Annotated in this window: 8 protein-coding genes; 6 read left to right on the forward strand and 2 right to left on the reverse strand. The window is 59.3% G+C overall.

Features of this window, described 5'->3' with window-relative positions:
- Positions 1–84: 84 nt before the first annotated feature.
- The 4 genes from SIC17_RS06400 to SIC17_RS06415 all read left to right on the forward strand — a co-directional run bounded on the left by SIC17_RS06400 (position 85) and on the right by SIC17_RS06415 (position 6,058).
- Complete coding sequence (locus SIC17_RS06400) at positions 85–1,563, forward strand: tryptophan halogenase family protein (protein WP_412546730.1); 1,479 nt, start codon at positions 85–87, stop codon at positions 1,561–1,563.
- A gap of 93 nt (positions 1,564–1,656) precedes the next feature.
- Positions 1,657–3,018, forward strand: a complete 1,362-nt coding sequence (locus SIC17_RS06405) for a tryptophan 7-halogenase (protein ID WP_412546907.1) — start codon at positions 1,657–1,659, stop codon at positions 3,016–3,018.
- Positions 3,019–3,076: 58 nt separating this feature from the next.
- Complete coding sequence (locus SIC17_RS06410) at positions 3,077–4,534, forward strand: tryptophan halogenase family protein (RefSeq protein ID WP_412546731.1); 1,458 nt, start codon at positions 3,077–3,079, stop codon at positions 4,532–4,534.
- 15 nt (positions 4,535–4,549) lie between these two features.
- Positions 4,550–6,058, forward strand: coding sequence for a tryptophan halogenase family protein (locus tag SIC17_RS06415; protein ID WP_291896586.1), 1,509 nt, complete (start codon positions 4,550–4,552; stop codon positions 6,056–6,058).
- Between the two features lie 16 nt (positions 6,059–6,074).
- Here SIC17_RS06415 and SIC17_RS06420 read toward each other — a convergent pair whose 3' ends face one another.
- On the reverse strand, positions 6,075–7,121 hold the full coding sequence (locus SIC17_RS06420) for a LacI family DNA-binding transcriptional regulator (RefSeq protein WP_291896588.1): 1,047 nt from the start codon (positions 7,119–7,121) through the stop codon (positions 6,075–6,077).
- 192 nt (positions 7,122–7,313) lie between these two features.
- Positions 7,314–8,960: a sodium/sugar symporter gene (locus SIC17_RS06425; RefSeq protein WP_291896589.1), complete on the reverse strand. Its 1,647-nt coding sequence runs from the start codon at positions 8,958–8,960 to the stop codon at positions 7,314–7,316.
- A 337-nt stretch (positions 8,961–9,297) separates the two neighbouring features.
- On the opposite strand from SIC17_RS06425, the gene SIC17_RS06430 reads away from it, so the two are divergent.
- Positions 9,298–11,124, forward strand: coding sequence for a glycoside hydrolase family 9 protein (locus SIC17_RS06430; RefSeq protein ID WP_291896592.1), 1,827 nt, complete (start codon positions 9,298–9,300; stop codon positions 11,122–11,124).
- 56 nt (positions 11,125–11,180) lie between these two features.
- Entirely contained in the window at positions 11,181–13,778 is a 2,598-nt protein-coding gene (locus SIC17_RS06435; RefSeq protein WP_412546732.1) for a glycoside hydrolase family 3 N-terminal domain-containing protein, read from the forward strand.

Below are 13,778 nucleotides of genomic sequence, written 5' to 3' on the forward strand. Positions count from 1 at the left end.
AAACGGTAGTTTTGTTACGTAAAAGGACCAGTCGTGGGCTCGTTTTCCCGAATTTGCATTGTGGGCGGAGGTACAGCCGGCTGGATGACCGCGGCCGCACTATCAAACAAATTCAAGGCCTTAGGATTTGATCTCACTTTGATTGAATCAGATCAGATCGGAACTGTCGGTGTAGGTGAGGCAACTTTGCCACATATCCGATATTTCAATCAGGCGCTTGGAATTGACGAGCCGGAATTCATGAAATTGACCGAGGCCACCTTCAAGCTCGGCATCGAATTCCGTAACTGGGGGAAGGTCGGGGACCACTATATTCACCCCTTCGGCGACTATGGTTTGCCCGCTGACGATCTGGACTTCCATCAGCTCTGGCTCAAACAGCACCAGAACGGTGGAGCAGGACGCTTGAGCGACTACTCCTATCCCATTATCGCTGCCGAACAGGGCCGCTTCAGACTGCCGGGTGAGAACCCGAACGAGATCGGCTCCAACTTTGGCTATGCCTATCAGTTCGACGCCGGCCTCTACGCGAAATTTCTGCGACGCTACAGCGAGCATCGCGGTGTAAAGCGGATCGAAGGTCGGATCGTCGACACCACACTGGACGCCGAGACAGGCGATATTGAGTGCGTTAAACTCGATGATGGCCAGACCGTCGATGCAGACCTGTTCATCGACTGCTCCGGGTTCAGAGGCCTGCTGATCGAGAAAACCCTCAAAACCGGGTATGATGACTGGAGCGAATGGCTACCCTGCAACCGTGCTGTCGCTGTTCCCTGCGAATCCCGCGGCCCCCTGTTGCCCTACACCCGGGCCACGGCGCGCACCGCGGGATGGCAGTGGCGAATTCCGCTGCAGCACAGGACCGGCAATGGTCACGTCTACTGGAGCGACCACATCTCGGATGACGAGGCAACCCATCAATTGATGAGCTCTCTTGAAGGGCCGGCGCTGGCCGAGCCCAAACAGCTCTTCTTCAAGACCGGGCGACGAAAGAAATTCTGGAATCGCAATGTCGTCAGCATCGGCCTGTCTGCAGGCTTCCTGGAACCACTGGAGTCCACGTCCATTCATCTGATCCAGGAGGGCATCACGACGCTCATCGAACTGTTTCCTCACCGCAGCATCAACACGCTCGATGTGGAAGAATACAATGAAAGAATGGGATTGAACTTTGAACGGGTCAGAGATTTCCTTCTGCTCCACTATGTCGCGACACAACGCGAGGACAGCTCGATGTGGCGCCACTTCCGGGATCTGAAACTGCCAGATAGTCTGCAGGAGAAAATCGATGCGTGGATGCACCGCGGCTACGTGATCAAGTATGAATTCGGGGTTTTCCTGCCACCCAGCTGGGTAGCGGTGATGCTCGGACAAAACTTGCAGCCCCGCGGGCATGACCCGCGAATTGATCGATTTGACATGCGCGAACTCCGGCAGAAACTTGATACCATCCGTGATGAAACAGCGCTTCAGGCATCCCGGACCCCGATGCAGGCCGATTTCCTAAAACAACACGGCGGCGCGTCCAGCACGCCGCTCGCCACCGCAACCCAGACCTAGCCGGAAGACACAGTGAATTCTCCATCACCTGCAGTCAAAACTATCGTGGTTTGTGGCGGCGGCCTCGCCGGCCATATGGCAACATTGAGCCTCGTGAATGCGCTGGGCAGTGACCATCACATCGCACAGGTCAATGCCTCTGCCACACCTCCCGCAGACGATATTTACGGGGGCGCGACATCACCGGAGAGCTATAACTTCCTGCGCGGTCTGGGCCTTGACGAACCGTTGCTGATGCTCGAAGGGCGCGCCTCATTTTCGCTCGGAACGCATTTCCGGCGCTGGCGTCCCGGCCAAACCTGGCATCAATGCCACCACGCCCCCTTTCCCACGATTGACGGCACCCCCCTGATTCATCATCTGACCCGAAGCAGGACCCCGCTTTCCGAGGTGCTGATCTCGGCTCAGGCGGCACTGGCCGGGCGCTTTGCCCACCCGCCTGCGGATCCGGCCAACCCCCTCGCTCTGGCTGAGTATGGCTATCAGTTCGATCCACTTGATTGGGTCAGGCTTCTTGATGCCAGGATCGAAACGACCCGCGTCGAACGCCTCAAGGCCGAGACAATCACGGTTCAGTCCCAGGTAGCCGGGCGCACAGTTCTGGCCCTGGACGACGACATCGCCCTTGAGGCAGATCTGATCATTGATGCAACCGGACCGGCGCGCACAGTGATCTCTCAGACCGGATCGCATTTCATCGCGGACCGGACGGTCAATGCCCGCATCTCACGCCAGGCCGCGACGCAAATAGGTCAGCCCGGTCGCGTCATCGAAGCCAGCGAGGAAGGCTGGACACTGAAGGTGTTCCCGCAGGAAACCGAACTCAGTCTGGCCATCACCTCGCCCGCAGAGCCAAATGAAACCTTGAAGGGATTTGACGTGGAACTCGGCCGGGTCAGCGAGGCATGGCAAGGTAACTGTATCGCCATTGGCCACGCCGCCTGGACCATCGAACCGCTCACTCCGGCACCGATGATGCTGCTGCAGCGCGATATCGAACGGCTGCTCGAACTGATCCCGACCACAGCGGAAGCCAACACCGAACGGCGTGAATACAATCGGCGCTTTCGAGACGATGTCGACCACGCCGGCCTGTTCCACGAGGCGCTGCTCCGACAGGAAGGCGCGATGAACAGCGCATACTGGAAATCTGCAGCATGCGGTGAGCCCAGTGAAAAGCTGGCGCGAAAACTGCGGCAGTACGGTCATCGCGGCATCGTGCCCCGATATGACCTTGAACCTTTCAATAACGAAGACTGGATCATCCTGCTCGAGGGTCTGGGCAAGACACCTCAAGATTATGACAGGCAGGCAGACAGGCTGCCCGAAGCGGAGACACAAAACCAGTTGAGACAGATGAAAGCGACGATCGACAATCTGATCCCGCGCATGCCTCCGCACCACATCTATGTGGCTAAGCTGAAGCAATACCTCGAGAAAAAGCGCCATGTCTGAGACGAATAGCCAATCTCCGAAGCGCATCATCATTGTCGGCGGTGGATCCGCGGGCTGGATGACGGCGGCAGCCCTTTCCAGTGTATTGCCGGAGAACGCAGCCCGGATCTGCCTGGTCGAATCCGAACAAATCGGAACCATCGGAGTCGGCGAAGCAACAATACCCGACATCATCAACTTCAATGCCATGCTGGGCATCCCCGAGGCGGAGTTTCTGAAGGCGACAAACGGGACGTTCAAACTGGGCATCCAGTTTGTGAATTGGGGCAGGCAAGGCGAAAGCTACATGCACCCATTTGGCCAACATGGCGTCGATATGAACGGCATCGACTTCCATCAGTACTGGCTGAAGTACCGACAGGATCATCCTGACAGCTCGATCGAGGATTTCAGCCTCAGCGCCATTGCCGCTCAAGGCGGCAAGTTTGCAATGCCGGACCCGAATCCGCGCTCAGTGCTCTCACAGCTCAGATACGCGTATCATTTCGACGCGACCGCCTACGCCAGATATCTCCGCGGGTTTGCGGAACAGCGCGGAGTTCGGCGCATTGAGGGCAAGGTCACCCATATCGGCCAACACCCCGAGACAGGCTTCATCACCCATATCGATCTTGAAAGCGGCGAATCCGTCGACGGCGACCTGTTTTTCGATTGCACCGGCTTCCGGGGAATGCTCATCAGCCAGACGCTTGGCGTTTCCTTCCAGGACTGGTCTCACTGGCTCCCCTGCGATACCGCCCAAGCCATCGCGTGCGAACGAACGGGCGAAATTCTCCCCTACACCATCTCCACCGCCAAGCAGGCTGGGTGGCAATGGCGAATTCCCACACAGCACCGAACCGGCAACGGCCATATCTACTCCAGCAAGCTGCTGAGCGATGACGAGGCGATCGACAGCCTGCTGCAAGATCTCGATGGTCCGGCACTCGGCTCTCCGCGCAAGATCCGCTTTCAAACGGGTCACCGGACCAAGCTCTGGGAAAAGAACTGTGTTGCTATCGGACTGTCCGGCGGTTTTCTGGAACCTCTGGAATCGACATCGCTCTTCCTGATCCAGGAAGGCATCAGCAAGTTTATTTCGCTCTATCCAACAGCGGCTATGCCAGCGGTCGTGAGCGATGAATACAACCGTCAGCTGGTGAAAAAATTCGAACAGGTGCGCGACTTCATCATCCTTCACTACAAGGCCACTGAACGGGATGACAGCGAGTTCTGGAACTATACACGGACGATGGACATTCCGGATTCATTGAGTGCGCGGATGGAGCTGTTCCAGGAAGCGGGACGGATCTTCCGCTACGAAGACGAGCTCTTTGCCAAACCAAACTGGATCGCGGTACTTTTGGGTCAGAATATCGCTCCAAAATCAGTTGATCCGATTATAGGTGCTGTAGGCGCAGCAGATATTACGCGCAGTCTGCAGTCCATGCGCTCGGCAATGCAGGGCGCTGTCGCCAAGATGCAGACACACCGCGCATTTCTGGAACATTATGCGTGGTCCGGTGAGACCGTGTAGGGAGTGGGGAAAAACATGCAAGACATGAACATCAAACAGATCGTCATCGTCGGAGGCGGAACTGCCGGATGGATGGCTGCGGCGGCACTCTCGATCCTGTTACGGGACCCCAGCGTCAAGATCCGCCTCGTCGAGTCCGAGGAAATCGGAACGGTTGGCGTCGGTGAGGCGACCATCCCGCACATCCGCTACTTCAACACGCTGGTGGGCCTGAAGGAAAAGGACTATCTGAACCGCACGAATGCGACCTTCAAACTGGGTATCGAGTTCGTGAACTGGGGGCAGGTCGGCGATCGTTACTTCCACCCTTTCAGCCCGTACGGGGTGAATATGGATGGCATTCATTTTCACCATTTCTGGCTGCGGCATATCCAGAAGCCAGGCGCTCAGCCCATCGACGACTACAACCTTCAGGTCCTCGCCTCGAAGCTGAACAAGTTCTCCCACCCCAACCCGAACATCAAGGGCTCACCGCTCGCCAGCATTGACTATGCCTACCAGTTCGACGCCAGTCTGTACGGCAAATACATGCGGGAGGTCGCCGAGTCGCGCGGCGTGGAACGTATCGAGGGCAAGGTTGTCGACGTCGTCCAGAACAGTGAGACCGGCCATGTCGAGAGCCTGAAGCTGGAATCCGGAACGGAAGTCGCCGGCGAACTCTTTATCGACTGTACAGGCTTCCGCGGCCTGTTGATCGAGCAAACGCTCCAGTCAGGATATGATGACTGGTCGAACTACCTGCCCGTTGACCGCGCTGTCGCTCAGACCTGCGAGCTCGCTGGTCCGCTGACACCCTATACCCGCGCCACGGCGCACGAGGCCGGCTGGCAGTGGCGAATTCCGCTGCAAAACCGGCTCGGCAACGGACACGTCTATTGCAGCGAGTATATCAGCGATGATGAAGCCTGCGCCAAGCTACAGGAGGGCCTGGATGGCAAGCCGCTCTCTGACCCGCGCTTCCTGCGCTTCAAGACAGGCATTCGCAAGAAACCTTGGAACAAGAATGTCGTCTCCCTCGGCCTGGCCAGCGGCTTCCTGGAACCACTCGAATCGACTTCCATTCACCTGGTCCAGACTGCCATCGCGCGCCTGTTGACCAATTTCCCGGACAAGCATTTCAATGAGCGCGACATCGAATACTATAACCAGCGCACGCTGGCCGAATTCGAACAGGTTCGTGACTTCCTGATCCTTCACTATTGTGCCACCCAGCGGACGGACAGCCCGTTCTGGAACTACGTGCGCACAATGGAAATCCCGGAGACGCTGCGCCAACGCATCGACATCTATCTGGAGAATGGCCGCCTCTATCGCCACGACAATGAACTGTTCGGCGAACACAGCTGGTTTGCAGTCTTCGAGGGCCAGAATCTGCGTCCGAAACGCTATCACCCGGTCATCAACGCTCTACCCGACGACATGCTGGAAAAACGCATGGCAGAAGTGCGTCGCGCCATGCACAAATGCCTCGAGCAATTCGATGACCACGAAGTCTATCTGAATAGGGCAAGACAGTCGGCCTGACCCGGCCCTACCTCTGTCAGCCCTTGCCGGCCGGAGGCGCCGCCGACTCTCGGATCACCAGATCGTAAGGCAATCTGAGCTTTTCCGGCGGGGCGGCGTTCTTCGCTTCCGGGCCACGGACGCCCCGCTCGAGCGTCTCGATGGCGGCATTCGCCATCTCCCGGATGGGCTGGCGGATTGTCGTCAGAGGCGGCCAGATTGCAGATGCAGTCGCCGTGTCATCGAAACCGACGACCGAGAGATCTTCCGGCACACGCAGACCGGACTGATGGATGCAGGTGATTGCACCGGCAGCCATATCGTCGTTGCTGGCGAAAATCGCTGTCGGGCGTCGCTCCCGATCCACAAGCTTTTTCGCCGCGTGCATGCCGGAAACATAGGTAAAATCACCTTCCCCGATCAGCTCAGGGTCCAGCGCCATCCCCCTCGCCTCGAGCGCCTGCTGGTACCCAATCAGACGCAACTCACTGGCGCGGTGGTCCGGCGGGCCCTTGATCAGCGCCACGCGTTCATGCCCCAGCCCCAGCAAATAATCGGTCATTTCACGCGCAGCGTCGGTGTCATTCATGCCAACGCTGGCGCCCGCATAGCTGTTCAGCCGTGGGCTGACGCAGACATAGGAGATGCCTGTCCGCTCAAGCACGTCGATCAATTGGGGATCGTCAGATAGTGGCGGAACGACGATCAGAGCCTGAATGCTGGTATCCAGGAAACGTCGCTCGATCAGCTCCAGGTCGACCATATTGCGATCGAGGAAGGGTTCTTCGACAATCAGATTATGCCCAAGGCGTCGGCACGTACTCAGCGCCCCGAGCAGAAACTCGCTGAGATAGCCATAACTTGGATTTCGATAAATCAGTCCGATGAACAAGCCGGATCGGCCGGCGAGGTTACGCGCCATCAGATTGGGACGGTAATTCAGGGCTCGCATGGCGTCCTGCACGCGGCGACGCGTGCTTTCTTTCACGAAGTCATGATTGTTCAGAACGCGTGACACCGTCATGGGAGAAACGGCTGCGAACTCAGCGACATCCTTGATGGTTGTAGTCTGCTTCTTGTTCATTCGACTCCCGCCGTCATAACCACTTCTGTAACAGGCGATTGGTCAGCGCCTGAGCACGATCAACTCAATCAAAAACCCTGCTTTTTTTGAGAAGAACTCCCCTTCTAGTTCTCCCTGGACACACGCTCAAGGACTTATGCGGAGCCAGCCTGCCCCCGGTCGTGCCGGGGACAGGCCCGCATTGTTCCGGCGCTACCAGAACCAGACGTAGATACCGATCAGCGTCGCGATGATCGCCAGGCTGGCCATGTTGAAGACCGGATCGGTCGCGAACTTGATACCAGACACGTCCACCGCCCGTGCATCTACCGGTTTACCCGTGACGATGGAGACGAGCATGCCAATCATCAGACACGCTAGGAACACGATCCAGATCCGCACCACGAACGGCAGGTCCAGCGCCTCAAGTCCAACAAGACCCAGAAGTCCCTGTCCGGCGCCACCAAGCGCGGCCGGGTTGGCCATCAGCCAGAACATGAAGGACAGCACCACCGAGCTGATGAGCAGTGCGAACGCTCCCGTCGTGTTGGTCCGCTTCCAGAAGAAGCCCAGGATGAAGACCGCCACCACGCCAGGCGCCACAAATCCGGTGTATTCCTGGATGGTCTGGAAAGCGCTCTCCATACCACCGAGGAATGGCTGCGCCAGAACCAGCGCGATCAGCATTGCGGAGAAAGCCGTAACTCGGCCAACCGTCACATAGTGCTGTTCCGACTTCTTCGGACGGAATGAGCGGTAGAGATCCATGGTGAAGATCGTCGAGATGGAGTTCATCATGGATGCCAGCGAAGAGACAATGGCAGCAATCAGAGCTGCAAAGACAAGCCCACGAAGCCCTGTCGGGACTAGCGTCATGAGGACGCCATAGGTGCTGTCCGGGCGCGCATCAAGCGCAGCCTGGTCAAGCATTCCATTCTGCGCCAGGTGCAGGGCAGCGATGCCGGGCACGACCACGATCACCGGGATGAGAAGCTTGAGGCTGGCCGCAAAGGCCAGACCCTTGCGAGCTTCCGCGAGGCTTTTCGAACCCAGCGCCCGCTGGATGATGTACTGATTGAAACCCCAATAGGAGAAGTGCAGTACCCACAGGCCACCGAGCAGCGTCCAGATGCCGGGCAGATCGCCATAGTTGGGATGCTCCGGACTCAGGATCATGTTGAAGTGACCAGGAATACCACTGAGCAGTGTATTGAAGCCGGCAAGCGCACCAGCGCCATCACCAACAAGCCCCAGCGCAATCCAGGTGATGAGAACTCCACCAACAATCAGCACAACGACCTGGATAATATCGGTGAAGGCTACGGCCTTGAGCCCGCCATAAAGCGAGTAGACCACTGCAAACAGGGCCAGAAGCACCATGCCCGGCAAGACCGCCAGTCCGGTCACCGCATTGATCGCGAGGCCGCCCAGCCATAGAACACTGGTCAGATTGACGGCTGTGTAGAGCGCAATCCAGAACACCGCCATGGTCGACTTGACGCCACCGCCAAACCGCTGATCGAGAAATTGCGGCATCGTATAGATGTTGCGGTCGAGGAAGATCGGCAGGAAATACTTGGCGACAACCAACAGCACAATAGCGGCCTGCCACTCATAGGCGGCAATGGCCAAACCGACGACATACCCCTGTCCGGACTGGCCGATGATCTGTTCTGCCGAGATGTTTGCAGCAATCAGAGAGGCTCCAACCGCCCACCACGGAAGTGTCTTGCCCGCAAGAAAGTAATCCGTTGAGTCCTTGGTGTGGCCAGCTTTCTCGCGGCTTACCAGTGTCGCGATCGCGATCAGTCCGAAGGCATAGCCAAAGACAATCACGAGATCGATCATTGAAAGTGTCATTTAATCTCCCCCGGGCGCGACGGTCTGAATTGTTTCGCCGGGCGTTCATTTGAACGCAAAAACCGGTCGCATTGCCGCTTCCCAGCACAATTGTTAACGCAACCAATTCTTCCGCGCAATGCGTGCCATCCCGCCAATTTGTCGATCCGCGCGACAAACACATCCGCTGCGAACGCCGCCTCACCGGCAATGTCATTGCGATAACACGAGCTTTAATCAAAGCGGGAACCTCCGCGCCGGCAGCCGACGGAATCAACTTGCCAAGCTGAACGCGCCAGCCGTATTGTTAGCGCTATCAAACGGCATCGAATGCACAAACTCGAGTCACGGAAACACCATGTTCGCCGCTGTAGTGGGACTTAGCCTGGGGCTTCAGCCTCTCTCGGATTGTGAGCCCACCGGCGCGCCTGTGGCCATCGTCCTGAACCAGCTCGGCTTCGAACAACAGGGCCCGAAGACCGCGATCCTGCATTCCGCAACAACACGGCCCTTACCCTGGCAGCTTGTCGACGAAAACGGCAATATCCGGGCTGAAGGTCAGTCGCAGCCCTTCGGCCATGATGCCAGCGCCGGCGAAAGCGTGCACCGGATTGAACTGGATATTACCGGCGAGACCGGCGCGGTGTTCCAGCTGATCTCCTGCGGCGCCCGCTCTCGTCCCTTTTCCATTGGCGCAATGCCATGGGGGAGACTGGCCGAGGACAGTCTGCGCTATTTCCATCTCAATCGCCTCGGCATCGATCTGACGCCGGAGTTCACCGGCGGAGCACAATGGGCCCGCGCAGGCGGCTTCATGCAGGCCAGCGCGACCTGTTTCAGCGGCGAAGACAAGACCGGCACAGTCTGGCGAGGCTGCGGGTATGAGCTGGACACGCAGGGTGGCTGGGCTGATGCCGGTGACTATGGTCAGTATGTTGTCAATGGAGGCATCGCGGTGTGGACACTGCAATATGTCTTCGAACGTTTCCAGCAATACGGCGAACTCGCCGGGCTGGGGTGGGACGGCGACCGCCTGCCTCTCCCGGAGAGCCAGCCAGGTGTCAGCGAAATTTTGCTGGAGGCACGCTGGCAGATGGAATTCATGCTGCGGCTCCAGATACCTGATGGCGAACACGTCTGGGTGGATGCCCGAGCAAATGGGGCCGAGGTATCGCATCCGATCGGGATCGATGGCGGCGGTCTGGTCCACCACAAACTTCACGAACGCCAGTGGCTGCCATTGCCGCTACTCCCTGCCGATGCCGACCAGCCGCGCTTCCTGATTCCGCCGTCGACGGCCGCCACACTCAATCTTGCGGCGACCGCCGCGCAGTGCAGCCGGGTCTGGCGAGAGCTGGATCCGGATTTCGCGGGACAATGCCTGACAGCGGCGAGACGCGCCTTCAATGCCGCCACGCGACACCCGGACCTTCTCGCCCGCGACACCTTCGATGGCGGAGGCGCCTATGGCGACCTGGATCTGCGCGACGAGTTCTACTGGGCGGCCACGGAATTATATCTGGCGACGCGCGAGATGGCCTACCTGGACGCCGCGAACACCTTCCGGAGCCAGATGGATCAATGGCGACCGGTTTTCTGGGCCAATACGGAATTACTGGCTGAACTCTCAGCTCAGCTGACTGCGGGTGACACAGCCCTGCGGGCAGCCGCGAACCAGACCATCATCGACACCGCGATGCGGTATCTCGGCGACATGCAGGGCACGGGGTATCTCTATCCGCTCACTCCGGATGAGATCACATGGGGCTCAAACGCCAACCTGCTCAACCGCGCCCTTATCCTGGCCGCAGCCCATGATATCGATCCGACGCAGGGATACCGCGACGGCGTGGTGCATGCGATGGACTATTTGCTCGGCCGCAACCCGCTTGATCAGAGCTATATCGCGGGGCACGGCGAACGCGCCATGCAACACCCCCATCATCGCTTCTGGGCCAATGGCGCCGACCCTGAATTCCCGATCGCGCCGCCGGGCGCTCTTTCAGGAGGCCCCAATCACCGGGTGATGACAGATCCGATCGCCCGTGAAATGCGCGGGAATTGTGCACCACAAACCTGCTGGGCCGACCATGTCGACGCCTATGCCCTCAATGAGGTCGCGATCAACTGGAACGCGCCCTTGTTTGCCATCTCGGCCTTCCTGGAGGCCACTCAACAACAGTAGAGAAAGAAGCCAGAGCGCCTTCGGGCCGCTTCTGCGCTGCCGAAAAAGGGGAAGAAATGTCACTCAATCAATCGCGCAAGGCAACCGTGTCCGGTCTCGCATTATCTATCTCGCTCAGTCTGGCTGCCTGCCAGCTTGCGGCGACCGAGCCGGAGGAAGAATCTTCAACTACGAACGCTGAACCAACAGCGCAAGCTGCTGTCGAGCCTGTCTTTGTCGACCTGCCGGCTTCCGCGACCGCCAATCCGGACAGCTGGCCCGCCATCGAACCGCTGCCACTGGACCCGCAGGTCGAGGCACGCATCGATTCTGTTCTCGCCTTGATGACGCTGGAACAAAAAGTCGGGCAGGTCATCCAGGCTGACAGCGGGTCAGTCACGGCGGAGGAAGTGCGCCAGTATCGCCTGGGCTCGGTGCTCAGCGGCGGCAATTCGGCGCCTGGACCGGAACCCTATGCCGATGCCGAAACCTGGCTGGCAGCAGCAGATGACTATTTCAATGCCTCGATCGACACGGAGGGTGTCGAGATCGCCATTCCGATCATCTGGGGCATTGATGCGGTGCATGGACACGCCAATTTGCGCGGCGCCGTCGTGTTTCCGCACAATATCGGCCTGGGCGCCGCCAACAACCCGGAGCTGATCGAGGAAATCTATCGCGTGACCGCGCGCGAACTGTCAGTGTCCGGGCATGACTGGACCTTCGCCCCCACGCTCGCAGTGCCACGCGATGACCGGTGGGGACGGACCTATGAGGGCTTCTCCGAGGACCCGGAAATCGTCCGCGCCTACGGTGAACGCATTGTCTGGGGCCTGCAGGGACGTCCGGGAACAGATGAGTTCATGGCCACGGGCCGGGTCATCTCCAGTGCCAAGCACTTCCTGGCCGATGGCGGCACAGTTGACGGACGCGACCAGGGCGATGCGGTGATCAGCGAGGCGGAACTGCGCGATATTCATGCCCAGGGCTACTACTCCGCGATTCCGGCTGGCGTTCAGACCGTCATGGCTTCGTTCTCCGGCTGGAACGGCATCCGCATGCACGGCAATCACAGCCTGCTCGAGGATGTTCTCAAGGATCGTATGGGCTTCAATGGCTTCGTGATCGGTGACTGGAATGGCCACGGCCTGATCGATGGCTGTACGGCCACCGACTGCCCAGAGAGTTTCAATGCCGGCGTGGACATGTTCATGGCGCCGGATAGCTGGCAGGAGCTGTATTACAGCACGCTGGAGCATGTGCAGGCGGGCCGCATCTCGATGGAGCGCCTGGATGATGCCGTGCGCCGCATCCTGCGCGTCAAGATTCAGTCCGGCGTATTCGAACAGGTCGCGCCCAGCCAGCGCCCGCTGGCGAATGACACCAGCGTTCTTGCCGCCGAGGAGCACCGCGCTGTCGCACGCCAGGCAGTCCGCGAATCCCTCGTTCTTCTGAAGAACGAGGACAATCTGTTGCCTCTGGATCCGGGTCTCACAGTGCTGGTAGTCGGCGATGGCGCAGACAGCATCACCAAGACGGCCGGTGGCTGGACCCTGTCCTGGCAGGGCGGTGGATACCCCAATTCGGAATTCCCGGCTGGCCAGACCATCCTGGACGGCATCCGTGAGGTGGTTGAGGCGGCCGGCGGATCGGTCGTGTTTGACGTCGAGGGCAGCGGTGATGTCGAGGCCGATGTGGTCATCGCGGTTTATGGCGAGGAACCCTATGCGGAGTTCCAGGGTGATCGCGATCATCTCGATTTCGTACCGAACGGGTTCGACACCACCCGCCTGAACGCCTTTTCCGAAGCCGGCACACCGGTGGTCAGCGTCTTCCTTTCGGGTCGCCCGCTGTGGACCAATCCTGAGATCAATGCCTCCGATGCCTTCGTTGCCGCCTGGCTACCCGGCACCGAGGGCGGCGGGATCGCTGACATGCTGTTCCGCACGGATCCGGGTTTCGACTTCACCGGACGCCTCTCCTTCTCCTGGCCTGCGAGCGCAGTCGCCGCTGAACTCAATCGTGGCGACGCGAGTTATGCGCCCCAATTCGCCTATGGTTACGGACTGAGTTTCTCCGACACCTCCAGCGTGGGCACCCTCTCCGAGGTGTCAGGGCTTTCAGAAGAAGATCTCACCCCCAGCGGATCCTTCTTCCTGCGTGGACAGGCGATCAGCCCCTGGCGCGTGGAAACGGGTCTGGCGGGCGAGTGGACGGCGCAGGCCGACGGCCGCCTGACCTCTGACGCGATGACGCTGGGACGCACGGATCGCATCTCCCAGGAAGACTCGCTGCAGATGACCTGGCGTCAGCCCGACGTCGGCGTTCGCCTCACGACCGAAGAGGCCTTTGACCTCTCCCGCGAGGCCAATGGCGAGATGGAACTCTCTTTCCGTGCGCGCGGGTTTGGCAGCACGGATGTATGGGTGAATGTCGGCATGACCTGCGATAGCGGCGATGCATGCACCCATTCAGTGCCCATCCAGATCACCCAAGGCCCCTGGCGGGAGTACCGTGTCAGCCTGAGCTGTTTCAGCGAGGCGGGGATGGATCTCAGCCGGGTGTCCTCGGTCTTCGAACTGAGCCCAGACAGCGATGAGGGCGAGATCGGTCTCGGCGATATCGTGCTCGCCTCCGACACGGACGCCGCGCAGACCTGTGGCGATGATCGCTAG

This window comes from Maricaulis sp. MIT060901, assembly GCF_047123815.1.
GTDB lineage: Bacteria > Pseudomonadota > Alphaproteobacteria > Caulobacterales > Maricaulaceae > Maricaulis.